The organism is Mesorhizobium sp. B2-4-18, from assembly GCF_006441385.1.
GTDB classification, from domain to species: domain Bacteria; phylum Pseudomonadota; class Alphaproteobacteria; order Rhizobiales; family Rhizobiaceae; genus Mesorhizobium; species Mesorhizobium australicum.
The window spans coordinates 221,102-244,974 of record NZ_VFUW01000003.1 but is presented as its reverse complement, the minus strand read 5'-3'; the positions used below and the strand labels follow the sequence as shown (position 1 = coordinate 244,974).

Annotated in this window: 26 protein-coding genes, 1 other RNA gene and 1 pseudogene; 19 read left to right on the top strand and 9 right to left on the bottom strand. The window is 62.8% G+C overall.

The genetic code is table 11. From position 1 onward, the window contains the following. Positions 1-53: 53 nt before the first annotated feature. The 10 genes from FJ527_RS08325 to FJ527_RS08280 all read left to right on the top strand — a co-directional run bounded on the left by FJ527_RS08325 (position 54) and on the right by FJ527_RS08280 (position 11,343). Positions 54-956, top strand: a complete 903-nt coding sequence (locus FJ527_RS08325) for a branched-chain amino acid ABC transporter permease (RefSeq protein ID WP_015315217.1) — start codon at positions 54-56, stop codon at positions 954-956. A gap of 4 nt (positions 957-960) precedes the next feature. Then, positions 961-2,556: a high-affinity branched-chain amino acid ABC transporter permease LivM gene (gene livM, locus FJ527_RS08320; protein ID WP_140822614.1), complete on the top strand. Its 1,596-nt coding sequence runs from the start codon at positions 961-963 to the stop codon at positions 2,554-2,556. Beyond that, positions 2,556-4,037: an ATP-binding cassette domain-containing protein gene (locus tag FJ527_RS08315; protein ID WP_140822612.1), complete on the top strand. Its 1,482-nt coding sequence runs from the start codon at positions 2,556-2,558 to the stop codon at positions 4,035-4,037. The genes livM and FJ527_RS08315 overlap by 1 nt, the downstream gene beginning before the upstream one ends. After that, the gene (locus FJ527_RS08310) at positions 4,037-4,765 is read left to right on the top strand and encodes an ABC transporter ATP-binding protein (RefSeq protein WP_015315220.1); all 729 of its coding nucleotides are present in this window, start codon (positions 4,037-4,039) and stop codon (positions 4,763-4,765) included. The genes FJ527_RS08315 and FJ527_RS08310 overlap by 1 nt, the downstream gene beginning before the upstream one ends. A 16-nt stretch (positions 4,766-4,781) precedes the next feature. Continuing rightward, complete coding sequence (locus tag FJ527_RS08305) at positions 4,782-5,129, top strand: DUF6867 family protein (RefSeq protein WP_013892487.1); 348 nt, start codon at positions 4,782-4,784, stop codon at positions 5,127-5,129. A gap of 137 nt (positions 5,130-5,266) precedes the next feature. Further along, on the top strand, positions 5,267-6,385 hold the full coding sequence (locus FJ527_RS08300; RefSeq protein WP_015315221.1) for a branched-chain amino acid ABC transporter substrate-binding protein: 1,119 nt from the start codon (positions 5,267-5,269) through the stop codon (positions 6,383-6,385). A gap of 289 nt (positions 6,386-6,674) precedes the next feature. After that, the gene (gene pyc / locus FJ527_RS08295) at positions 6,675-10,133 is read left to right on the top strand and encodes a pyruvate carboxylase (RefSeq protein ID WP_140822610.1); all 3,459 of its coding nucleotides are present in this window, start codon (positions 6,675-6,677) and stop codon (positions 10,131-10,133) included. Positions 10,134-10,292: 159 nt separating this feature from the next. Next, positions 10,293-10,553 carry a DUF2312 domain-containing protein gene (locus FJ527_RS08290; protein ID WP_015315223.1) on the top strand — a complete coding sequence of 87 codons (261 nt, stop codon included), beginning with the start codon at positions 10,293-10,295 and terminating at the stop codon, positions 10,551-10,553. Positions 10,554-10,602: 49 nt separating this feature from the next. Further along, the gene (locus FJ527_RS08285; protein ID WP_140616613.1) at positions 10,603-11,043 is read left to right on the top strand and encodes a hypothetical protein; all 441 of its coding nucleotides are present in this window, start codon (positions 10,603-10,605) and stop codon (positions 11,041-11,043) included. After that, positions 11,044-11,343 (top strand): hypothetical protein, encoded by a 300-nt coding sequence (locus tag FJ527_RS08280; protein ID WP_140822608.1) that lies wholly within the window; start codon positions 11,044-11,046, stop codon positions 11,341-11,343. 64 nt (positions 11,344-11,407) lie between these two features. Here FJ527_RS08280 and msrB read toward each other — a convergent pair whose 3' ends face one another. The 4 genes from msrB to FJ527_RS08260 form a co-directional block, all read right to left on the bottom strand. Then, a complete protein-coding gene (msrB, locus tag FJ527_RS08275) occupies positions 11,408-11,812 on the bottom strand; it encodes a peptide-methionine (R)-S-oxide reductase MsrB (protein WP_140793055.1) in 405 nt (134 codons plus the stop codon). Between the two features lie 103 nt (positions 11,813-11,915). Beyond that, complete coding sequence (locus FJ527_RS08270) at positions 11,916-13,106, bottom strand: VWA domain-containing protein (protein WP_140719972.1); 1,191 nt, start codon at positions 13,104-13,106, stop codon at positions 11,916-11,918. Between the two features lie 6 nt (positions 13,107-13,112). Further along, positions 13,113-13,559, bottom strand: coding sequence for a GNAT family N-acetyltransferase (locus FJ527_RS08265; protein ID WP_015315228.1), 447 nt, complete (start codon positions 13,557-13,559; stop codon positions 13,113-13,115). 83 nt (positions 13,560-13,642) lie between these two features. Beyond that, positions 13,643-14,482, bottom strand: coding sequence for a MoxR family ATPase (locus tag FJ527_RS08260; protein WP_140822606.1), 840 nt, complete (start codon positions 14,480-14,482; stop codon positions 13,643-13,645). A gap of 136 nt (positions 14,483-14,618) precedes the next feature. Here FJ527_RS08260 and ssrS point away from each other — a divergent pair. From ssrS to FJ527_RS08240, 4 genes are all read left to right on the top strand, one after another. Next, positions 14,619-14,774, top strand: a non-coding RNA gene (ssrS, locus tag FJ527_RS08255) — 6S RNA. 96 nt (positions 14,775-14,870) lie between these two features. Beyond that, positions 14,871-15,458, top strand: a complete 588-nt coding sequence (locus tag FJ527_RS08250) for a 5-formyltetrahydrofolate cyclo-ligase (protein ID WP_041163649.1) — start codon at positions 14,871-14,873, stop codon at positions 15,456-15,458. Between the two features lie 63 nt (positions 15,459-15,521). Further along, positions 15,522-16,346: a YmdB family metallophosphoesterase gene (locus FJ527_RS08245; protein WP_015315231.1), complete on the top strand. Its 825-nt coding sequence runs from the start codon at positions 15,522-15,524 to the stop codon at positions 16,344-16,346. A gap of 68 nt (positions 16,347-16,414) precedes the next feature. Then, complete coding sequence (locus FJ527_RS08240) at positions 16,415-17,182, top strand: TerC family protein (protein ID WP_140712561.1); 768 nt, start codon at positions 16,415-16,417, stop codon at positions 17,180-17,182. 21 nt (positions 17,183-17,203) lie between these two features. Here FJ527_RS08240 and FJ527_RS08235 read toward each other — a convergent pair whose 3' ends face one another. From FJ527_RS08235 to FJ527_RS08225, 3 genes and pseudogenes are all read right to left on the bottom strand, one after another. Continuing rightward, a complete protein-coding gene (locus FJ527_RS08235) occupies positions 17,204-17,671 on the bottom strand; it encodes an SRPBCC family protein (RefSeq protein ID WP_140822604.1) in 468 nt (155 codons plus the stop codon). Between the two features lie 24 nt (positions 17,672-17,695). Then, complete coding sequence (locus FJ527_RS08230) at positions 17,696-18,058, bottom strand: hypothetical protein (protein WP_140822602.1); 363 nt, start codon at positions 18,056-18,058, stop codon at positions 17,696-17,698. Positions 18,059-18,074: 16 nt separating this feature from the next. Then, a pseudogene (locus FJ527_RS08225) lies at positions 18,075-18,556 on the bottom strand (SRPBCC domain-containing protein). A 51-nt stretch (positions 18,557-18,607) separates the two neighbouring features. Between FJ527_RS08225 and FJ527_RS08220 the strand changes: the two are divergent. From FJ527_RS08220 to FJ527_RS08210, 3 genes are all read left to right on the top strand, one after another. Further along, positions 18,608-18,931, top strand: coding sequence for a helix-turn-helix domain-containing protein (locus FJ527_RS08220; protein WP_140616621.1), 324 nt, complete (start codon positions 18,608-18,610; stop codon positions 18,929-18,931). A gap of 232 nt (positions 18,932-19,163) precedes the next feature. Beyond that, complete coding sequence (locus FJ527_RS08215) at positions 19,164-19,913, top strand: YebC/PmpR family DNA-binding transcriptional regulator (protein ID WP_015315237.1); 750 nt, start codon at positions 19,164-19,166, stop codon at positions 19,911-19,913. A 16-nt stretch (positions 19,914-19,929) separates the two neighbouring features. After that, positions 19,930-20,250, top strand: a complete 321-nt coding sequence (locus FJ527_RS08210) for a SelT/SelW/SelH family protein (protein ID WP_140822600.1) — start codon at positions 19,930-19,932, stop codon at positions 20,248-20,250. Positions 20,251-20,281: 31 nt separating this feature from the next. Here FJ527_RS08210 and FJ527_RS08205 read toward each other — a convergent pair whose 3' ends face one another. Further along, positions 20,282-20,758, bottom strand: coding sequence for a DUF1772 domain-containing protein (locus FJ527_RS08205; protein ID WP_015315239.1), 477 nt, complete (start codon positions 20,756-20,758; stop codon positions 20,282-20,284). Between the two features lie 144 nt (positions 20,759-20,902). Between FJ527_RS08205 and FJ527_RS08200 the strand changes: the two genes are divergently transcribed. Next, positions 20,903-21,532: a TetR/AcrR family transcriptional regulator gene (locus FJ527_RS08200; RefSeq protein ID WP_140822598.1), complete on the top strand. Its 630-nt coding sequence runs from the start codon at positions 20,903-20,905 to the stop codon at positions 21,530-21,532. A gap of 81 nt (positions 21,533-21,613) precedes the next feature. Here FJ527_RS08200 and rpmE read toward each other — a convergent pair whose 3' ends face one another. After that, positions 21,614-21,835 (bottom strand): 50S ribosomal protein L31, encoded by a 222-nt coding sequence (gene rpmE, locus FJ527_RS08195; protein WP_010912060.1) that lies wholly within the window; start codon positions 21,833-21,835, stop codon positions 21,614-21,616. A gap of 204 nt (positions 21,836-22,039) precedes the next feature. On the opposite strand from rpmE, the gene FJ527_RS08190 reads away from it, so the two are divergent. Beyond that, a complete protein-coding gene (locus FJ527_RS08190) occupies positions 22,040-23,839 on the top strand; it encodes an ABC transporter transmembrane domain-containing protein (RefSeq protein WP_140822596.1) in 1,800 nt (599 codons plus the stop codon). The last annotated feature ends 34 nt before the right edge of the window (positions 23,840-23,873 follow it).

Below are 23,873 nucleotides of genomic sequence, written 5' to 3'. Positions count from 1 at the left end.
ATACGAAAAGGAATGCGTCTGCATGGGCGACATTCCAGGGGAGCCATGTACACATGCAGTACTTTGTCCAGCAGCTTATCAATGGGCTGACGCTGGGATCGATCTATGGGCTGATCGCGATCGGCTACACGATGGTCTACGGCATCATCGGCATGATCAATTTCGCCCATGGCGACATCTTCATGGTGGGCGCTTTCACGGCGCTGATCGTCTTCCTCATCCTCGGCGCGCTGTTTTATTCGGTGCCCGTGGTCATCGCGCTGCTGGTCATGATGATCGTGGCGATGCTGCTCACCAGCCTCTACAATTGGACGATCGAGAAAGTGGCCTACCGGCCGCTGCGCGGTTCGTTCCGGCTGGCGCCGCTGATCACCGCCATCGGCATGTCGATCGCGCTGTCGAACTTCGTCCAGGTGACGCAAGGCCCGCGCAACAAGCCGATCCCGCCGATGGTCAGCCAAGTCTACAACATCAACGGCGTCAGCGTTTCGCTGAAGCAGATCATCATCGTCATCGTCACGGCTTTGCTGTTGGCGCTGTTCTGGTACCTGGTCAACAAGACCTCGCTTGGCCGGGCGCAACGCGCTTGCGAGCAGGACCGCAAGATGGCCGCACTGCTGGGCATCGACGTCGACCGCACCATCTCGATCACCTTCATCATGGGCGCCGCTCTTGCCGCCGTCGCCGGCACGCTGTTCCTGATGTACTACGGCGTCATCGCCTTCTCGGACGGCTTTACCCCCGGGGTCAAAGCATTCACGGCGGCGGTTCTTGGCGGCATCGGCTCATTGCCAGGTGCGGTGCTGGGCGGCCTCCTGATCGGCTTCATCGAGAGCATGTGGTCGGCCTATTTCTCGATCGACTACAAGGACGTCGCCGCGTTCTCGATCCTGGCAATCGTGCTGATCTTCCTGCCTTCCGGCATATTGGGCCGGCCAGAAGTCGAAAAGGTCTGAGACCATGGCCGTGACCGTATCTCCAGAGCGCGACACCGTCGCCAGCCCCATGCAGCGCGCGCTGCGCGAGGGCTTCTATGCCGGCGCCATCTCGCTTGGCCTGTTCGTGCTGTTCATCGGCCTCAAGACAGACCAGAACATCTCCAATGAACTGGTCCTGGTGAAGCGCTGGGGCCTCTTGGCCGCCGTGGTGATCGCCACGGCTATCGGCCGTTTCCTTTATGTCGCCTATGGTCAACCCTTCATGGCCAACCAGAAGATCGCCGATGTCGCCACCGGCCTGTTGCCGGCCAGTGCGGCGTCGCGCTTCTTCCTGTTGCCGGCGTTTGTCGTGGCGATCATCGCGGTGGTGCTGCTGTTCGTGTTCAACGGCTCGCTTCCCGGATGGATAGGAGCAGAGGCGGCCGGCTATCTGCAGTTCCTGCGCGCGCTCGCAATCATCTATGCGCTGGCCTGCGTGATCTACTATTACCGCGGCTTCATCCACGCCAACTTCACCAGGCTCGGCATTGCCGCGCTGGTGCTCTATCCGATCCTTGTCATCGTCGTGCTGTCGCTGATGTCGTGGTCGGTCGCCACCGGATTGCAGGGCTCGCTGAAATGGGTCGACAATTTCGGCATCCAGATCCTGATCTACGTGATGCTGGCCTGGGGGCTGAACATCGTCGTCGGCCTCGCCGGCCTGCTCGATCTGGGCTACGTCGCCTTCTACGCCGTCGGGGCCTACGCCTATGCGCTGCTTGGCACAACCTACGGCCTGTCGTTCTGGATACTGCTTCCGGCGGCCGGCGCCATGGCCGCCTTCTGGGGCGTGCTGCTCGGCTTTCCGGTGCTGCGCCTGCGCGGCGATTACCTGGCGATCGTCACCCTTGCCTTCGGGGAGATCATCCGCCTGGTGCTGATCAACTGGCGCGATGTGACCAACGGTTCGGCCGGTATCTCCGGCATCCCGAAAGTCACCTTTTTCGGCTTGATGACCTTCAACGTCTCGGACCCCAACTACATCGCCAAGGTCCTGCACCTCGCAACCTCGAGCGCCTACTACAAGATCTTCCTCTATTACCTGATCCTGGCGCTTTGTATGCTCACCGCCTTCGTCACCATCAGGCTGAGGCGCATGCCCGTCGGGCGTGCCTGGGAAGCGCTGCGCGAGGACGAGATTGCCTGCCGCTCGCTCGGCATCAACACCACCACGACCAAGCTGACGGCGTTTGCCACCGGTGCCATGTTCGGCGGTTTTGCCGGGGCATTCTTCGCCGCGCGGCAAGGCTTCGTCAGCCCGGAATCCTTCGTCTTCCTGGAATCGGCCATCATCCTGGCCATCGTCGTCCTTGGCGGCATGGGGTCGCTGGTCGGCATCGCCGTCGCCGCGATGGTGATGATCGGCGGCACCGAGGCGCTGCGCGAGCTCGACTTCCTCAAACAGGTCTTCGGGCAAGATTTCACCCCCGAACTCTACCGCATGCTTCTGTTCGGCATGGCCATGGTCATCGTCATGCTGTGGAAGCCGCGGGGCTTTGTCGGCAGTCGTGAACCGACAGCCTTCCTCAAGGAGCGAAGGGCTGTCTCAAGCTCCTTCACCAAGGAGGGTCACGGCTGATGAATGCGAACGCACAAATGAACGACGCCATCCTGCAGGTCGATCATCTGTCGATGAAGTTCGGCGGCCTGGTCGCCATCGGCGACCTGTCCTTCACTGCCAGGCGCGGCGAAATCACCGCGCTGATCGGCCCCAACGGCGCCGGCAAGACCACCGTGTTCAATTGCATCACCGGCTTCTACAAGCCGTCGGAAGGCATGATCACGCTCAACCGGGCCGATGGCTCCAGCTACCTGCTGGAACGGCTGCCCAACCATGAGATCCCGGCGCGCGCCAAGGTGGCGCGCACCTTCCAGAACATCCGCCTGTTCTCGGGCATGACGCTGCTGGAGAACCTGCTCGTCGCCCAGCACAACAAGCTGATGAAGGCGTCCGGGTATACGATCCTGGGCCTGTTTGGCTTCAGCGGCTACCGCAAGGCCTCGGCCGAATCGGTGGAGCTTGCCAAGCACTGGCTGGAAAAGGCCGATCTCGTTGATCGCGCCGACGATCCGGCCGGCGACTTGCCCTACGGCGCACAGCGGCGGCTCGAGATCGCGCGCGCCATGTGCACCGGTCCCGAGCTTCTGTGCCTCGACGAACCGGCGGCCGGCCTCAACCCGAAGGAATCGGCGGCTCTCAACGAACTGCTGATGGGGATCAAGCACACGACAGGCACCTCGATCCTCCTGATCGAGCACGACATGTCGGTGGTCATGCAGATCTCCGACCATGTCGTGGTGCTGGAATATGGCCGCAAGATCTCCGACGGCAATCCGCAGTCGGTGCGCACCGACCCGCGCGTTATCGCTGCCTATCTTGGCGTCGACGACGAGGAGGTCGAGACCGTACTTACCGAAGTCGGCGACGAGGACGTCATCGAACAGCTCGACATCGGCCCCGATTCCGCGCATGGCCCGGGGACATCGTCGTCGTATCTGGCCGGGCCGGTGAGCGACACCGTCGGCCATAGCCAAGGCGAACGCGTAACCGTGTCGAAAGGCGCCTCGAAGGCAGCGCAGGTCGATGCCCGCGTCGCCAGCGTGGCAAGCAGGCCTGTTGCCCCGACACCGGCGCCGGCCAAGCCCGCCGCGAAGAAAGCGGCACCAAGGAAAACGGCCGCCAAGGCGCCCGCCGCGAAGGCCGAAGGCGTTTCGAACCGCCTCGCTGCCCCCCGTGGCGGGAAGGCCGACAATCTGACCCGCATCAAGGGCATCGGCACGGTCAACGAGAAGAAGCTCAACGAACACGGCATCTTCCACTTCGACCAGATCGGCGCCTGGAAGAAGGCAGACGTCGAGGCGGTCGAGGCCTATCTCGCCTTTGACGGACGCATCGCGCGCGAGGAGTGGGTCAAGCAGGCCAAGCTGCTCGGCCAAGGCAAGGATACGGAATTCTCGCGCCGCGTCGATGCAGGCAAGGTGGCGACCAGTCATGTGTCCGGCAAAGCCAAGGCGAGCACAGCCAAGCCCGTTCAGGGCAAGCGTGGAGGGGGCAAGTGATGGCCACGACAACGCTGCTCGATATCAAGGGCGTGGAGACTTATTACGGCAACATCCGTGCGCTGAACGGCGTCAATGTCAGCGTCAAGCAAGGTGAGATCGTGGCGCTGATCGGCGCCAACGGCGCCGGCAAGTCGACGCTGATGATGACCATCTTCGGGGCTCCACGCGCCCGCACGGGCACCATCACTTTCAACGGGACCGATATCACCCAGTTGCCGACACACGAAATCGCGCGCATGCGCATTGCTCAGTCACCGGAGGGCCGGCGCATCTTTCCGCGCATGACGGTGATGGAAAACCTGCAGATGGGCGCCAGCCTCGACAACCTCAAATATTATGGCGAGGACGTCGAGAAGGTGTTCACGCTGTTCCCCAGGCTGAAGGAGCGCATCGCCCAGCGTGGCGGTACGCTGTCGGGCGGCGAACAGCAGATGCTGTCGATCGGACGCGCACTGATGGCGCGGCCGAAACTGCTTCTGCTCGACGAGCCGTCGCTGGGTCTGGCGCCGCTGATCGTCAAGCAGATCTTCGATGCCATCCGCGAGTTGAACCGCACCCAAGGGCTGACCGTGTTCCTGGTCGAGCAGAACGCGTTCGGCGCGCTCAAGCTTGCCACGCGCGGCTATGTCATGGTCAACGGCAATGTGACGATGAGCGGCACCGGCAAGGAGCTGCTCGCCAATCCGGAAGTGCGCGCCGCCTATCTCGAAGGCGGACATCACTGAGTTCAGGAGACTTCCCATGCAAGGCATTCTCTACGAGGAACCGTCGATCTGGCAGTTCTTCTTCGTCACCTGCCTGCTCGGCGGATGGGCGGCCTGGATGACCGGCAAGGCCAGTGCCCAGACATGGCGCAGCTTCATCCAGCTGTTTGCCTATCTGCTCGGGCTCGGCATCGGAATCCGCTTCATCCATCACGCGCTGTTCGACGGCACGATGTTCTCGCTGCATTACTATATCGTCGACACCATCGTGCTGATGATACTGGGCTTCGTCGGCTATCAATACACACGAACCAACCAGATGGTCACACAGTATAATTGGCTCTACGAAAGAGCTTCAATCTTGAGCTGGAAACCGAAAGGTTGACGTTCATCATTAACGCCGCGTCAGGGATGAATCGGCGTGACAAGTGCCTGAAAATCGGCAAACTATGCTTTCTGCGATAAGGGTGGGCATCGCATGAAAGCTTCATCCACGCCCACTCCGTTAATGGGAGCGTTTAAATGAAAAAGTCACTTTTGTCCGCCGTGGCCCTGACCGCGCTCGTCGCGTTCGGCGGCAACGCGTGGGCTGATGTAATGTTCGCCGTCGCCGGGCCGATCACCGGTCCGAACGCGGCCTTCGGCGCACAGTTGCAGAAGGGCGCCGAAGCGGCGGTCGCCGAGATCAATGCCAAGGGCGGCATCAATGGCGAGCAGATCAAGCTCGAAGTCGGCGACGATGTCTCCGATCCGAAGCAGGGCATCTCGGTCGCCAACAAGTTCGTCGGCGACGGCGTCAAGTTCGTGATCGGCCACTTCAACTCGGGCGTGTCGATCCCGGCCTCCGAAGTGTACGCCGAAAACAACATCGTCGAAATCACGCCGGCCGCAACCAACCCGAAGTTTACCGAGCGCGGCTTGTGGAATGTGTTCCGTACCTGCGGACGCGACGACCAGCAGGGCAGCATCGCTGGCGCCTATATCGCCGCGAACTTCAAGGATGCCAAAGTCGCCGTGATCCATGACAAGACCCCTTATGGCCAGGGCCTCGCGGACGAAACCAAGAAGGCGATGAACGCCGCCGGCATCAAGGAAGTGATGTATGAAGGCGTCAATGTCGGCGACAAGGACTTCTCGGCGCTGATCGCCAAGATGAAGGAAGCCGGCGTCACCCTGATCTACTGGGGTGGCCTGCATACCGAAGCCGGTCTGATCATCCGTCAATCGGCGGACCAGGGCCTCAAGGCGCCGATGATGTCGGGTGACGGCATCGTGACGGACGAACTCGCCGCCATCGCGGGCGACGCTGTCGCCGGCACCCTCAACACGTTCGGCCCCGACCCGCGTCTGATCCCGGCCAATAAGGAACTCGTCGAGAAGTTCCGCGCGCAGGGTTTCGAGCCGGAAGCCTACACGCTCTACGCCTATGCCGCCGTGCAGGTGGTCGCCGAGGCGGCCGCTGCCGCCAAGACGAACGATCCGCAGGCCGTCGCCAAGGCGATGCATGAAAGCGGACCGTTCCCGACCGTTCTGGGCGATCTCGCCTATGACGCCAAGGGTGATCCGAAGCTGCCAGGCTACATCATGTACGAATGGAAGAAGAAGGACGACGGGAAGTATTCCTGGTTCCCGAAGTCGTAATTCATTCGGATCCGAAACCAACGATGCCCGGCGCCTCGCGCCGGGCATTTTCTTTTGATGCGCGCCGGCAGCCGGGTTACGTCACGGCGAGCCTTCCCTGGCCAGGAAGATCGCATCCAGGATCGAAATTGTCGCCATTGTTCCGTCCACTCGAACCGATGCATGCGAGTGTTGGCCGGACAATCGATCTAAATCGGTTTAAATCAGCGTCGATTTTGTTTGCACTGCAGCATTTTCGCGCTAATCATTGCCCCGATTTCCCGTTCCTTCCGCTGCTGGAGCCCAGTCCTTGGCCATCACGAAGATCCTCGTCGCCAACCGGTCAGAAATCGCCATCCGCGTCTTTCGCGCGGCCAATGAGCTGGGCCTCAAAACCGTGGCGATCTGGGCCGAGGAAGACAAATACTCGCTGCACCGCTTCAAGGCCGATGAGAGCTACCAGGTCGGGCGCGGCCCGCATCTCGGCAAGGACATGGGTCCGATCGAGAGCTATCTGTCGATCGAGGAGGTGATCCGCGTCGCCAGACTTTCAGGCGCCGATGCCATCCACCCCGGCTACGGGCTGCTGTCGGAAAGCCCCGAATTCGCCGAAGCCTGCGCTCAAGCAGGCATCACCTTTATTGGCCCGAAACCCGACACGATGCGCCGGCTGGGCAACAAGGTCGCCGCGCGCAATCTGGCCATCGAGGTCGGCGTGCCCGTGGTGCCGGCGACCGATCCGTTGCCGGACGACATGGAGGCGGTCAAGGAACTCGCCAAGACGGTCGGTTATCCGGTCATGCTCAAAGCCTCGTGGGGTGGCGGTGGCCGCGGCATGCGCGCCATCCGCTCCGAGGCCGACCTCGCCCGCGAGGTCATGGAAGGCAAGCGCGAGGCGAAGGCCGCCTTCGGCAAGGACGAGGTCTATCTCGAAAAGCTGATCGAGCGCGCCCGCCATGTCGAGGTGCAGGTGCTTGGCGACACACACGGCAATGCAGTGCACCTGTTCGAGCGCGACTGCTCGATCCAGCGCCGCAACCAGAAGGTCGTCGAGCGCGCGCCGGCGCCCTATCTCGGCGAGGAGCTGCGCCAGGAGCTTTGCGGCTACGCGCTGAAGATCGCGCGCGAGACCAGCTATATCGGCGCTGGCACGGTCGAATTCCTGCAGGACGCCGATACCGGCAAGTTCTACTTCATCGAGGTCAATCCGCGCATCCAGGTCGAGCACACCGTCACCGAAATGGTGACCGGCATCGACATCGTGAAGGCGCAGATCCACATCCTCGACGGTTTCGCCATCGGCACGCCGGAATCGGGTGTGCCGGCGCAGAGGGATATCCGGCTGAACGGCAATGCCTTGCAGTGCCGCATCACCACGGAAGATCCCGAACACAATTTCATTCCGGACTACGGCCGCATCACCGCCTATCGCGGCGCCACCGGCTTCGGCATCCGCCTCGATGGCGGCACGGCCTATTCCGGCGCGGTCATCACCCGCTTCTACGATCCGCTGCTGGAGAAGGTCACCGCGTGGGCGCCGACGCCGGCCGAGACGATCGCCCGCATGAACCGCGCTCTGCGCGAGTTCCGCATCCGCGGCGTCGCCACCAACCTCACCTTCCTCGAAGCGATCATCAATCACCCGAGCTTCGCCGACAATTCCTATACGACCAGGTTCATCGACACGACGCCGGAGCTGTTCCAGCAGGTCAAGCGCCAGGACCGCGCCACCAAGCTGCTCAACTACCTGGCCGACGTCAGCGTCAACGGGCATCCCGAAACGCGCGGCCGGCCGACGCCAAAGGCCGACGCGGCGCCGCCCGTGGTGCCCTATATCAACGGCAATGTGCCGAGCGGCAGCAAGCAGAAGCTCGACGTGCTCGGGCCGGAAAAGTTCGCCGCCTGGATGCGCGAGCAGAAGGAAGTGCTGGTCACCGACACGACGATGCGCGACGGCCACCAGTCGCTGCTCGCCACTCGCATGCGCACGCACGACATTGCGGGCATCGCCGGCACCTATGCGCGTGCCTTGCCGCAGTTGCTGTCGCTCGAATGCTGGGGCGGCGCCACTTTCGACGTCGCCATGCGCTTCCTCACCGAGGATCCATGGGAGCGGCTGTCGCTGGTGCGGGAAGCCGCCCCCAACCTGTTGCTGCAGATGCTGCTGCGCGGCGCCAACGGTGTTGGCTACACCAATTATCCCGACAATGTCGTGCAGCATTTCGTCAAGCAGGCGGCGTCGGGCGGCGTCGACCTGTTCCGCGTCTTCGACTGCCTGAACTGGGTCGAGAACATGCGCGTCGCCATGGACGCGGTCGGCGCCGAGGGCAAGCTGATCGAGGCGGCGATGTGCTATACCGGCGACATTCTCGATCCGGCGAGGGCCAAGTACGACCTGAAATACTATGTCGGGCTCGCCACGGAATTGCAGGCCGCCGGCGCCCATATCATCGCGGTCAAGGACATGGCCGGCCTGTTGAAGCCGAGCGCTGCCCGCGTGCTGTTCAAGGCGCTGCGCGAGGCGACCGACCTGCCGATCCATTTTCACACCCACGACACATCGGGTCTGTCGGCGGCAACCGTGCTGGCGGCCGTGGAAAGCGGTGTCGATGCCATCGACGCGGCGATGGACGCCTTCTCCGGCAACACCTCGCAGCCGTGCCTGGGTTCAATCGTCGAAGCGCTGAAAGGCACCGAACGCGATCCAGGCCTCGACCCGCTGTGGATCCGCAAGATCTCGTTCTACTGGGAAGCCGTTCGCAATCAGTACGCTGCTTTCGAGAGCGACCTGAAAGGCCCGGCTTCCGAGGTCTACCTGCACGAAATGCCGGGCGGGCAGTTCACCAATTTGAAGGAACAGGCGCGTTCGCTTGGGCTGGAGACACGCTGGCATGAAGTGGCGCAGACCTATCACGACGTCAACCTGATGTTCGGCGACATCGTCAAGGTGACGCCGTCCTCCAAGGTCGTGGGCGACATGGCGCTGATGATGGTGAGCCAGGACCTGACCGTCGCCGATGTCGAGAACCCGGCCCGCGACATCGCCTTCCCGGACTCGGTCGTTTCGATGCTGCGCGGCGATCTTGGCCAATCCCCTGGCGGCTGGCCGCAGGCGCTGCAGAAGAAGGCGCTCAAGGGCGACAAGCCGATCACGGCGCGGCCCGGCTCATTGCTCAAGCCGGCCGACCTCGAGAAGAGCCGCAAGGAGATCGAGGACAAGCTCGAGCGCAAGCTGTCGGAATACGAATTCGCCTCGTGGCTGATGTATCCGAAGGTGTTTTCCGACTTCGTCGCCGCGCAGGAGACCTACGGCCCGGTCAGCGTCCTGCCGACGCCGACCTATTTCTACGGCATGAAATCGGAAGACGAGATTTTCGTCGATATCGAAAGGGGCAAGACCTTGGTCGTGCGCTGCCAGGCGTTCGGCGATGTCGACGACAAGGGCATGGTCACGGTGTTCTTCGAGCTCAACGGCCAGCCGCGGCGCGTGAAGGTGCCCGACCGCGCGCATGGTGCGTCGGCGGCCAAGGCGCGTCGCAAGGCGGAGCCCGGCAACGAGGCGCATGTCGGGGCGCCGATGCCGGGTGTGGTCTCCGCACTTTCGGTCGCCGCCGGCCAGGCGGTCAAGGCCGGCGACGTGCTGCTCTCCATCGAAGCGATGAAGATGGAAACGGCGCTGCATGCCGAGCGCGACGGGACGGTCGCTGAGGTGCTGGTGAAGGCCGGCGACCAGATCGATGCGAAGGATCTCCTGATCGCGTTCAACTGAGAGCTCGCAAGGAACGGGCAGGCTGTCGGCTTATGGCGGCAGGCCTTGGCGAGCTGTTCGATAACGGCTTGACCCGCCGGCTCCGGTCGGGCATCGAACCGCTGAAATTCGTCGCGGCACGTTCCCCGAGTCGCGGCGCGGAACCGATTTGGAGAAAACATGGCCGACGATATCACCGAGACCAGCCAGACTGTTGCCGCCGGCCAGCTGCGTGCCTTGATCGAGCGCATCGAGCGGCTCGAGGAAGAAAAGAAGACGATTTCCGACGACATCAAGGAAGTCTTCGCCGAAGCCAAGGGCACCGGCTTCGACACCAAGGCAATCCGCACCATCATCCGTCTGCGCAAGAAGGACCAGGCCGAGCGCCAGGAGGAGGACGCCATCCTCGATCTGTACATGGCCGCCCTCGGCATGGTGTAAGACTAACCGGCCGGAGCCCGACGCGGTTGCCGGAGATGCGGTTCGAACCATGAGCGAATTCGACTTCGGCGGTCGCCGCGCCTCGGAATTCCGCCATCGCGGCTTCTGGTCGCTGTTTGCCGAACGGCATCCGGAAGAAAGAGCCCGGCTGGCGCGACGCGGACCCTGGTTCTGGCAGCGCGGACTGCCCGATTTCGCTCTGGTGCTTTCCATGTATGTCGCGCCGGCGCAGAACCATGTCGGCGTCTTCTTCGGCCGCAACGAGAAGTTCGGCGCCACGCAAAGCTGGTCGCGGCTGAAGCCGTTCCGACCGGCGATCGAAGACAGGCTGAAGCTCAGGCCGGAACAAAGCTGCGAAGGCCTTGGCATCAATTCGATGTGGCGCGTCAACTGCTTTGCCGAGGACAACTGGCCTGCCATGACCGACTGGCTGGTGACGGAATGCTCGCGGGTCGAGTGCGCCGTGACCGAAGTGCTGAGGCAGGGGTAAGTGATCGCGGATTTCTTCCGCTCGCGTTGGCTTGGCGAGGTGCCGATCGACCGGCTGTTCTGGCGCGACATGATGCTTGTCGGAACCGCGATCAATATTGGGTCGTCTGCCGCGGCGCTGATCCTGCTTGGGCTGAAGATGCCGCTCGGCCTCGTCCTGGCGGTGCATTTCGCACCGGTGCCCTACAGCATCTTCCTGGCTTTGGCGGTCTGGCGCACGGCTGACAAGGCCGGTGGTGCCAGGGCTTCGCTCTTCATGCTGGGATCAGCACTCTGGCTGATCGCCACGATCGTCGTCTGACGAAGCTGCCCGTACGAAAAAGGGCGGCCGGAGCCGCCCTTGGCAAGCGTTCATGACGCGTTGTTCAGGCGGCCGGCTCGAATTTCAGCGCCACGCCATTGATGCAGTAGCGCAGGCCGGTCGGCGGCGGGCCGTCCTCGAAGACATGGCCGAGATGGCTGCCGCAACGGGCGCAATGGCATTCGGTGCGGACCATGCCGTAGCTGCGGTCGACGGTGTTCTCGACCGAGCCCGGCACGGGATCGTTGAAGCTCGGCCAGCCGGTGCCGCTCTCGAATTTCAGCGTGGATTGGAACAGCGGCTGGTCGCAGCCGACGCAGGAAAAAGTACCGGCGCGCTTCTCGTACAGCAGGGCACAGCTTCCCGGCCGCTCGGTGCCATGGTTGCGCATGACGGCGTATTGCTCCGGCGTCAGCCGGGCGCGCCATTCGGCGTCGGTGCGGGTGACGGGGTAGGTGTGGGTGTCCATTTGATCTCCTCAGCCTTGGCGGCTCGTTCTTGGTTGCAACCGGATATTCGCAACAAGATAGGGGTTTGTTACAGACCTGCCCAGTCCGACCGCTCCGGATATCTCAATGTTTGCGCGACAATTGCCTCGTGGCGCCCTCCAGTCCGGCCAGTGTCAACGGGAACATGCGGCCGCCGAAGATGTCACGGATTATCGCGATCGAATGAGTAAAGCCCCAGTTCTTCTCGTTCTCGGGGTTAAGCCACACCGCGTTCGGCCATTGCCGCAGCAGCCGGCCGAGCCAGACGGCTCCGGCCTCGGGGTTCCAGTGTTCCACCGAGCCGCCTGGGTGGGCGATCTCGTATGGGCTCATCGAGGCATCACCGACGACGATGACCTTGTAGTCGGGGCCATATTTGTGGATGAGATCGAAGGTCGAGATCGTCTCGGCATGGCGGCGGCGATTGTCCTTCCACACGCCTTCGTAGAGGCAGTTGTGGAAATAGAAATATTCGAGCTGGCGGAATTCGGCGCGGGCGGCGGAAAACAGCTCCTCGACGCTCTTGATATGATCGTCCATCGAGCCGCCGACATCGAAGAACATCAGGAGCTTCACCGCATTGCGGCGCTCGGGCCGTGTCTGGACGTCGAGATAGCCGTGCTCGGCGGTGGCGTGGATGGTACCGGGCAGGTCGAATTCTTCCTCGGCGCCCTCGCGCACCCAGCGGCGCAGGCGCTTCAGCGCGATCTTGATGTTGCGGGTGCCGAGTTCGACCGCATCGTCGAGATTCCGGAACTCGCGCTTGTCCCAGACTTTCACCGCGCGACGGTTGCGGCTTTCGTTCTGGCCGATGCGCACGCCTTCGGGGTTGTAGCCATAGGCGCCGAAGGGAGAGGTGCCGCCGGTGCCGATCCATTTCGAACCGCCCTGGTGGCGGCCCTTCTGTTCCTCGAGCCGCTGCTTTAGCGTCTCCATCAGCCTGTCGAAACCGCCCAGCGCCTCGACCAGCTTTTTCTCTTCCTCGGTCAGGTGCTTTTCGGCGAGCCGGCGCAGCCATTCCTCGGGAATATTGGCGACGTCGACCGCATCCGGCCCGCCCAGTGCCTCGACGCCCTTGAAGACATGCGCGAAGACCTGGTCGAAGCGGTCGATATGGCGTTCGTCCTTCACCAAAGCGGCACGGGCGAGATAATAAAAACCCTCGACGTCGTAATCGACCAGCCCGGCGGCCAGCCCCTCCAGCAGAGAGAGGTATTCCCTGAGCGAGACGGGAACGCGCGCTGCCTTCAGCTCGAGGAAGAAGGGGATGAACATGGCCGGTTACAGCAAATCATACTCGATAAAGCCCGTCCTGCGCGCGACATGGTCGTAGAGCTTGCGGGCGGTGGCATTGGTTTCGTGCGTCATCCAATAGACGTTCTTCACGCCGATTTTGCCGGCCTCCTGCTTCACCGCCTCGATGAGGGCCGCGCCGATGCCCTTTCCGCGCACATCCGGGTCGGCGAACAGATCCTGCAGGTAGCAGTTGTTTTTCTCCGACCAGCCGGAGCGATGGTAGAGATAATGGGTGAGGCCGACGGCCTTGCCGCCCGATGTGGCGATAAAACCCTTCGGCTCGAACTCGCCTTCGGTGAATAACCGTTTCCAGGTGATGGCATAGACCTCTTCCGGCAGCTTGGTTTCGTAGAAGGTCAGATAATCGGTCCACAGGCGGTGCCAGTCGGCGTGGTCGGATTGCGCGAGCGGGCGGACAACGATCTCAGACATTTTATCTCCTCCGAAGGGTTCTGGCCGAAGCTGACCTTCTCTTCGGCCCGCGGCAACGGTCCACAGCCGGGGAAAGCGCTGCCCTATTGCTGTCTTCTCGCCATGAATGCCAGCCGCTCGAACAGATGCATGTCCTGCTCGTTCTTCAACAGGGCGCCATGCAGTTTAGGCAATGCGTTCTTGGGGTCGGCGCGCAAATCCTCCGGCGCGATGTCGTCGGCGACCAGCAGGCGGATCCAGTCGAGCGCCTCGGAGGTCGATGGCTTCTTCTTCAAGCCTGGCACGTCGCGAATTTCATAGAACTGGGTGAGGGCCGCGCGCACCAGGTTCTGCTTGATGCCAGGATAGTGCACGTCAACGATTCTGTGCAGCGTGTCGACGTCGGGAAAGCGGATGTAGTGGAAGAAGCAGCGGCGCAGGAAAGCGTCCGGCAACTCCTTCTCGTTGTTGGAGGTGATGATGACGATCGGGCGAACGGCGGCACGGATGGTCTCGCCGGTCTCGTAGACGAAGAACTCCATCCGATCGAGTTCCTGCAGCAGGTCGTTGGGGAATTCGATGTCGGCCTTGTCGATCTCGTCGATCAGAAGCACGACCTTCTTGTCGGCCGCGAATGCCTCCCAAAGCTTGCCGCGCTTGATGTAGTTCTTGATGTCGTTGAACCTGACATCGCCGAGCTGGCTGTCGCGCAGCCGCGACACCGCATCGTATTCGTAGAGGCCTTGCTGCGCCCGCGTCGTCGATTTGACGTGCCACTCGATCAGGTCGAGGCCGAGTGCCGCCGCCACCTGGCGGGCGAGTTCCGTCTTGCCGGTGCCGGGCTCGCCCTTGACCAGCAAGGGCCGCTCTAGCGCGATCGCCGCGTTGACCGCCACCATCAGATCCTTGTCGGCGACATAGGCCGCCGTGCCTTCGAAACGCATTTTTGCTCCTTGGTTGGTCGTCGCGACCGTAAGGACGCCGCCGCGGCTGTGCAAGGGTTGCGCCGGATGGCGAATAAAGCCGCCGTGACTGCCTGCGTCACTGGCGCTTGAGCCACCAGCGGCCTATATTGGGCAGGACGGTCTGTGCTTCCCGGCAGGAGAACATTTTCCCCGGGGCCTTAACGATCCTTAGGGAGCTGTCCCTGGGAAGACCCGTGGGTTTTCTCACACGGCGCCCACCTACTTTGTAGGTTCCCGGGATCGCTCTCTCCACCGGTTGTGTGGATCGTCACTTGTCGCAACGTATCCACGCATCTTGGTGGATGATGCGGTGGAAAACGTCGCACTTGAGACCCCGCACAGCTCTGACCTTTTCTACCTTGGCCGCATGACCTCTCCCAAAGACTTGAAGAAAAAGCTGCGTCTCGAGGCACTCGCCCGCCGCGACGGTCTCGATGCATTCTGGCGGGTGGAGGCTGCGCTCGAAATGGCGGAGACGGCGCGCGACCATCTGGAGATCGGGCCCGGTCAGATCGTCTCCGGTTTCTGGCCGATGCGCTCGGAGGTCGATGTCAGGCCGCTGATGTTCGCCTTGCGAGAGAAGGGCGCACGGCTCTGCCTGCCTGCCATTCTCGACAAGACCACCATCGTCTTTCGCGAACTGGTTCGCGGCGCGCCGATGGTCGACATGGGCTTTGGCACGGTCGGGCCGCATGCTGAGGCCGAAGTTCTCGATCCTTCGGTCGTGCTGGTGCCGCTCGCCGCCTTCGACGCGCGCGGTCACCGCATCGGATATGGCGCCGGCTATTACGACCGGGCGATCGCGAAGCTCGTCGACAAGGGGCTCGCGCCCCGGCTGATCGGCATCGCCTTCGACTGCCAAGAAGTTTCGCAAGTTCCAGACGAACCCCATGACGTGGTCATCCCGGAAATACTCACCGAGAGCGGGTTGCGCCGCTTTGCGCCAAAATTGTAGATAGTTCTTTGAAACGCATGATCTTTGCCGAAAAGTCATGCAACTTTTCGGGATCAGGCATAGATGCGACTTCTTTTCCTCGGGGACATGGTCGGCAAGACGGGGCGCACCGCGGTATGGGAACAACTGCCTGGCCTGATCTCCGACTTCAAGCTCGATTTCGTCATCGTCAACGGCGAGAACGCGGCCGGCGGCTTCGGCATCACCGAAGAGATCTTGCGTGAGACGATCGCGGCGGGCTGCGATGTCGTGACCACCGGCAACCATGTTTGGGACCAGCGCGACGCTCTGGCCTTCGCGCCGCGCGAGCAGCGGTTCCTGCGGCCTTCCAATTTCCCCAAAGGCACGCCCGGGCGCGGCTCCGGTGTCTACATCGCCAAAAACGGCGCGCGCGTGCTGGTCGCCAACATTATGGGCCGGGTGTTCATGCACCCGGAACTCGACGATCCCTTCCAGGCCGGCGAACGCGAGCTTGCCGCCTGTCCGCTCGGCGAGCAGGCGGATGCGGTGGTGATCGACTTCCATGCCGAGGCAACCTCGGAAAAAATGTGCTTCGCGCATTTTGTCGATGGCCGCGCCAGTCTCGTCGTCGGCACCCACACGCACCAGCCCACCGCCGACCACCAGATCCTCAATGGCGGCACCGGGTACCTGTCGGATGCCGGCATGTGCGGTGACTATGATTCCTCGCTCGGCATGGACAAGGAAGAACCGCTCAACCGGTTCCTGTCGAAAGTGCCGAAAGGGCGTTTCGAGGCAGCGACGGGACCGGCGACGTTGTGCGGCGTCGGCGTCGATATTTCCGACCGCACGGGGCTGACCGAGAAGATCGCGCCGTTTCGTCGCGGGCCAAGGCTGGAAGAAACGGCTCCGTCCTTCTGGGCGTGACATTGATATAGGGGGTCGCAGTACCTAATTGCCGGCGACACTGCTCTAGATCGTAGGGGACGACCTCCATGCAGCTTATCGAATTCCTGGCGCCGCATTTTCAATTCGTTTCCGACCCGACCGCCTGGGTCGCGCTGCTGACGCTGGTGGTGCTCGAGATCGTGCTCGGCATCGACAACCTGATCTTCATCTCGATCCTCACCAACAAGCTGCCCGTGGAGCAGAGGGCTCGCGCGCGGCGTCTTGGCATCTCGGCGGCGCTGGTCATGCGCCTGGTGCTGCTCGCCACCATTTCCGTCATCGTCCAACTGACGACGCCGGTCTTCACGGCGTTCGGCCACGGCTTCTCCTGGCGCGACCTGATTCTGATCGCCGGCGGTCTGTTCCTGGTGTGGAAGGCGACCAAGGAGATCCACCACACGGTCGATCCCGACGACCATCAGGACACGATGCTGGGCGAAACGCTCAAGATCTCGCTTGCCGGCGCGATCTTCCAGATCCTGCTGCTCGACCTCGTCTTCTCCATCGATTCCATCATCACCGCCGTCGGCATGACCGACGAGATCGCCATCATGTATATCGCGGTCATCGCGGCCGTGACCGTGATGATGCTGGCGGCCGGACCGCTGGCGGACTTCATCGCCAAGAACCCCAGCATCGTCATGCTGGCGCTGGGCTTCCTGCTGATGATCGGCATGACGCTGATCGCCGACGGCATGGGCTATCATGTGCCCAAGGGCTACATCTATGCGGCGATGGGTTTTTCGGCGCTGGTCGAGGGGCTCAACATGCTGGCGCGGCGGCGCAAGAAAGCGAAAACCGGCGACGGCCACTGATACTGGTCGGCCGGGGCGAGCCTAGTGCCCCGGAACACCCTTCGGATGGCGGTCACCCATCAAGCCGAGCGTCAGGCCCTGTTCCAGCCAGGCCTTGGCGCCGGCGAGCACAAGCGCAAAGCCGTCGGTTGAGCCGACCGCTTGTTTCACCTGCTCGTCGCCATTGCCGGCAAAGCCGAAATTGTGGACCTCGAGGAATGTCGCTTCGCCAAGCATTTCGGTGAAGGTCCAGACCACCGTGGTCGGCGGATCGCTCCACGTCATGACGATCTTCTTGTCCCTGACGATCTCGCTGACCTCGACTGTCGTCGAGACCCCATACATGCGCCACTCCCACTGAACCGGTTTGCCGCCATCAAGCCGGCCGCTGCCATGGGTGAACCAGAATTTGGTCGTGATCGCCGGATCGACGACGGCTTCGAAAACCTCAGCGACCGGCCGCCGGATCAGCATGGCGGCTTCGGCTGTCGGTGTCTCACGGATTTCCATGGCGATCTCCTTTCGAATACGCCCTCACCAGGCGTCGGGTTCGCGCACCATATGGATGATGTTGGCCGGATTGGTGATCCAACCACCTCGGAAACCCGCGTCCAAGGGCTCGACGGCATCGCAACGCACAATTCCTGCCTTGGCCAGATGATCCGCGGCGCCCGGAAAATCCCGCGTGAAAAGCTCCAGCCAGATCTCGGCCTGGCTCATCGTCGGCGCCTCGTCGATCCAAAGCCTGTTGGGGCCGAGTTTGAAGCCGATGGCCGGCGCCTTGGCTGTGAACGGCTTGAGGCCGACGACATCGCGGTAGAAGGCGATCGTCGCTTCGTACTGGTGCGATGGCACCTTCATGGCGATGTTGATGCCGCCGGTGATCTTCGCGGTCATGACTGGGCTCCGTTTTTCAAATGTTGTTTTCGCTGGCGGGTTCGCCCTTCATCTCGCTGCGGTAATAGCCGTCGCGCAGATTGATGCCGTATTCGACATAGGCCTTCATGCAGGCCAGCATCTGCGACCAGCCCTCGCAATTCAGGTAGGACTTCTTCAGGCCGACCGCGCCTTCCTGCCAGCCGCTCTCGGCGATGGTGACGAAGGTGCCGCCATCGTCGAGCGGCTCGAAATTCATCTCGATGCGGGTTTTGTAGGCGGGCTTGCCGTCGGCTCGGTGGCATCCCAGCGCAGCACGATGCGGCTGTCCTTGACCACTTCGTCGACCTCGACCGGCACCTTGCCCCACCAAACGACACCCGAACCGGCCACCAATGGCGCGCTGGCACCGCCGATGGTGGTGAAATAGCCGCTCAGCTTCTTTGGGTTGACGACCGCGTCGAAGACTTCGGCGACCGGTTTGCCGATGCGCCCTGAAACGCTGAATCCAAGAGACATATCCACAGCTCCTTGCTTGAACGAGCCAACGTTATGTTATAGAAATATAACATGTCAAGCCGATCGCAGGACGACAATGTTTTCAAGGCGCTGGCGCATCCGCGCCGGCGCGAAATGCTGGATCGGTTGAAAGACGAGCCAAAGACCACCGGCATGCTGTGCGAAGCCTTTCCCGATATCGACCGCTGCACGGTCATGCTGCATCTCAAGGTGCTGGAGGAGGCGGACCTGATCGTCGCGCGCCGCGACGGACGCGAGCGCTGGAACCATCTCAATGCGTTGCCGATCAAGCAGATACACGACCGCTGGATCAGCCAGTATGCCGGCCATGCGCTCAGCATCATCGACCGGCTGAAGTCCGATCTGGAAGGGTAGGACAAAGGCCGGGCAAAGCCTGCTTGCCGGGCCGCCGCATGCCGAGTGCCCGGCAACGCGGCGCGGCTGGACGAATTGAGCCGATTTATCTATAAGCCGGCCATTCCGACACAGGGCGCCGTACGTTCACCCGGACGCATCGGGACGCTCTGAAATTGAATTCGAGCCTTTTGCAAAGGCGAGATGACGCATCTCGCGGCAAGACGCTCTAGCCGAACACGACAGGGGTGCCATGGCTGGCCATTCACAGTTCAAGAACATCATGCACCGCAAGGGCCGTCAGGACGCGGTGCGGTCGAAAATGTTTTCCAAGCTGGCGCGCGAAATCACCGTCGCCGCCAAGAGCGGAACGCCGGACCCATCGATGAACCCGCGCCTGCGCCTGGCGATCCAGAACGCCAAGGCGGTGTCGATGCCCAAGGACAACATCCAGCGCGCCATCAACAAGGCCTCGATGGGCGACGCCGAAAACTACGAAGCGGTGCGCTACGAAGGGTATGGGCCTGGTGGCGTCGCCGTGATCGTCGAGGCGCTGACCGACAACCGCAACCGTTCGGCGTCCAATGTGCGCGCCGCCTTCACCAAGGCCGGCGGCGCGCTCGGCGAAACCGGATCGGTGTCGTTCATGTGGGACCGCGCCGGCGAAATCTACTATCCGGCCTCGGCCGGCAGCGCCGACAAGATCATGGATGCGGCGATCGAAGCCGGCGCCGACGATGTCGAATCGGACGAGGAAGGCCACACGATCTATTGCTCCTTCGAGACTCTCGGCGAGGTGTCCAAGGCGCTTGAAACCTCGCTCGGCGAGGCCGAATCGGTCAAGGCGATCTGGAAGCCGCAGAACAATGTCCCCGTCGACGAAGAGCGGGCGCAATCGCTGATGAAGCTGGTTGCCACGCTCGAGGATGATGACGACGTGCAAAGCGTCTACGCCAACTTCGAAGTCGACGACGAGACGATGGCGAAGCTCAGCGCGGCGTGAGCGAAGGTCGTCCGATATGAGCAAAGCTGAGTTGCCGGCCATCCGCATCACCTATTGCACGCAGTGCCAGTGGCTGCTGCGTGCCGGCTGGATGGCGCAGGAGCTGCTCTCCACCTTCGGCACCGATCTCGGCGAGGTGACGCTGGTGCCGGGCACCGGCGGCATCTTCACCATCTCCTGCAATGAAGTGCTGGTCTGGGATCGCAAGCGCGACGGCGGCTTTCCGGACGCGGCCAAACTCAAGCAGCTGGTCCGCGACGTGATCGATCCGGATCGGGATCTCGGTCACGCCGACCGCAAAGGCCACAAGGGTGACGCGCAGAAAAACCCCGCCTGAGCGGAATTTTTCTGCGTCTCGTTAGGCCTCTTCAGAGCAATGCGAAGATAAAGCACGCCATCGCCACGATGGCGGTGACGGTGCGGACGTGGTTCCACATCACCCATTGGCTCAGATGGTTCGCCCACACGGCAGCGCCGTTGCTGCTGGCCGGGTCGACGGCGGCGAGAGCATCGTTGAGCGGCACGTTGAAGACCATGGTCACGATAGGGTTGCCGACCAGATAGATCACCGCGCCGGCCAGTAACCAGTACGAGCCGGACTGGCTCCAGCCCAAGAGAGCGGCGGCAATGAGAACGAGGCAGATGAGGCCGGTGCCAAACAGCGCTGTCATGAAGGTCGGGGTGATCACCGTGACATTGATCGAATTCATCGCGGCGATGCCCGCTGGGACGGGCAGCCGGGCAAGGGCCGCCATGACGAAGTTGGAAAAGGCGAAGAATACGCCACCGACGACGCCCGCGCCGATCGCGGCAATGAAGGTGAGGGTTGGAAGAAGCTTGATCATCTCAGTTGCTCCAGACGCCGGTTGCGGCGGTTTGCTCTCTAAAATGTGAGCATACCTCACATTTGCAAAACGTGATAAACCCTCGTATTTTGTAAGTCAAGTCGTTCCCAGCGATTTTGCCGGGCGCGTTTGTTGGAGACGGTCATGGAAGGCACGCAAACCAATGAGCGGATCGGTTCGCCGCGCCGGGCGCCAAGCCAGCAGCGCAGCCGCGAGCGGGTCGAGCGCATGCTGGCCGCCGCCTCGGCGCTGATTGCCGAACAAGGCAGCGACGCAATGCGCATGGGCGAGGTGGCGGAGCGGGCTGGGGTGTCGATCGGCTCGCTCTACCAGTTCTTTCCGGACAAGAGGGCGATCGTCTGGGCGCTGGCCGAACGCTACACAGCGGAAAGCCAGGCTTGTATCTCGGCGGCACTCAGGGATGTCAGCGACGCCAAAGGCCTGCGGCAGGCTTTCTCGGAGCTGGTCGATATTTACTACGAGCTGTTCCTGGCCGAGCCGGTGATGCGCGACATCTGGTCGGGCACGCAGGCCGACAAGGCGCTGCGCCAGCTCGAACTCGCCGACAGCCGCGCGAGCGCGGAATTTCTGATCGCGGTACTCAAGCGCCTGCGGCCCGATGCCGATCCGGTGGCGCTCGACACGACGGCATTCTTGGTGTGGCAGATGGGCGAGGCGGCCATGCGGCTGGCGATCTCGGTCGACAGGCAGGAGGGCGACAGCCTGGTCGCGGCCTACAAGCGCATGGCACTCAGGGAATTGCTGGCCGAATAGGGCCGAAGACCCAGCCTTCGGCCAAGCAACAAAAAACCCGCCACAAGGGCGGGCTCTTGATCCGCGAAAAAGCTCTTCGCCTTAGAGGCCGAAACCTTCGAAACGCTTCTTGAACTTCGACAGGCGGCCGCCGCGGTCGAGCAGGGTCTGCTGGCCGCCGGTCCAGGCCGGGTGGGTGGTCGGGTCGATATCGAGGTTCATCGTATCGCCTTCCTTGCCCCAGGTCGAACGGGTCGTGTATTCGGTGCCGTCGGTCATGACGACCTTGATGGTGTGGTAGTCGGGATGGATTGCGCTCTTCATGGCTCTGTTCCTGGCTTGCCGGCGCGGCGGACGGGCATAAGCCTGCGTCGATGCGCCTCTTTTTAAAACTCGAAGCCGCAGCTATTGAGGAGCCACGGCTTCTAAAACGGTCGGCGTGCCTATACATCAGCCGGAATTGAATCACAAGGCCGCGGCAAGCGCATATTGAGGCGCATAGGCTGAAGTGGCTAGAGGAACACCGAGATGGCGCAATCAAGCAGCGCAGACGAGCGCCGACGCTCGCTCAAGCCGCTCAGGCGCCTGTTTCCGTATATCGCCGGATATCGCACGCTGGTCATCGGCGCCCTTATTTCACTGGCCATCGCCGCGGCAACGACATTGGCACTGCCGCTGGCCGTCCGGCGCATGATCGACCACGGTTTCTCGTCGGCCAGCACCACCTTCATCGCTGAATATTTCGGCGCCCTCGTGGCGATGGCCGCCGTGCTGGCCGCGGCGTCGGCCGGCCGTTACTATTTCGTCATCACGCTCGGCGAGCGCGTCGTCGCCGACATCAGGCGCGATGTCTTTGCCCATGTGACGACGCTGTCGCCTGCCTTCTTCGACACCGCCCAGTCGGGGGAAATCGTGTCACGGCTCGCCGCCGACACCACGCAGGTCAAGTCGGCGGTAGGCGCCACCGCTTCGGTGGCGCTGCGCAATGTCATCCTCGGCCTCGGCGCGGTGGGCATGATGGTCGTCACCAGCCCGAAACTCTCCGGCCTGGTCATCGGGGCGATCCCCGTGATCGTGCTGCCGCTGGTCGCCTTCGGCCGCTCGGTGCGGCGCAAGTCAAGGCAGGCCCAGGACACGCTTGCCGACGCGACGGCCTATGCCAGCGAGCAGATCGGCGCGGTGCGCACGCTGCAGGCCTTCACCAATGAGAGACTGGTCACCGGACGATTCTCGGGCGCGGTGGAAGCGGCCTTCGAGGCAGCGCGCGCTTCGATCTTCGCGCGCTCCTTCCTCACCTTCTTTGCCATCTTCACCATTTTCTCCTCGGTCGTGGCGGTGCTGTGGTTCGGCTCGCGCGACGTGCTCGACGGCACGATATCGCCTGGCACGCTTGGCCAATTCCTCCTCTATTCGGTGTTCGCCGCTGGCGCGCTCGGCGCGCTGTCGGAAGTCTGGGGCGAACTCGCGCAAGCCGCAGGTGCCGCCGAACGGCTGACCGAGATTCTGGCCGAGACGCCGGCGATCCAGGCGCCGGCCGATCCGAAGCCGCTGCCGGCGGTTGCCAAGGGCGCGATCGTCTTCGAGAATGTGTCCTTCTCCTATCCGGCGAGGCCCGATCGCGCCGCCGTCCACGGCCTGAGTTTTCAAGTCATGCCCGGCGAGACGGTCGCCATCGTCGGCCCCTCGGGTGCCGGCAAGAGCACGGTGTTCTCGCTGATCCTGCGCTTCTACGATCCGGAAACCGGCAAGATCCTGATCGATGGCGTCGATGTGCGCGAGGCCGATCCCGTCGTGGTCAGGCAGCGCATCGCCATCGTCCCGCAGGACGTCACCATCTTCGCGGCGAGCGCGCGCGACAATATCGGCTTCGGCCGGCCAGGCGCCAGCGAGGCCGAGATCGAGGCCGCGGCCAGGGACGCACTGGCCGACGAGTTTATCCTCAGGCTCGAGAACGGCTATGACAGCCAGGTCGGCGAGCGTGGCGTGACGCTGTCCGGCGGCCAGCGCCAGCGTGTGGCGATCGCACGTGCCATCCTGCGCGACGCGCCGATCCTGCTGCTCGACGAGGCGACCTCGGCCCTCGACGCCGAAAGCGAGACACTGGTGCAGACCGCGCTCGAGCGGCTGATGCGGGGGCGCACCACCATCGTCATCGCCCACCGGCTGGCGACGGTGCTGAAGGCCAACAGGATCCTGGTGATGGATGGCGGCCGCATCGTCGAGGAAGGCACGCATCAGAGCCTGGTCGCCAAGGGTGGCATCTATGCACGGCTCGCCAAGTTGCAGTTCGAGACCGGCGCCAGCGCCTTCAGGGGCGCGGCGGAGTAGCAGGTTCAGTTCGCCTCGGCGCAACGAAAATTGT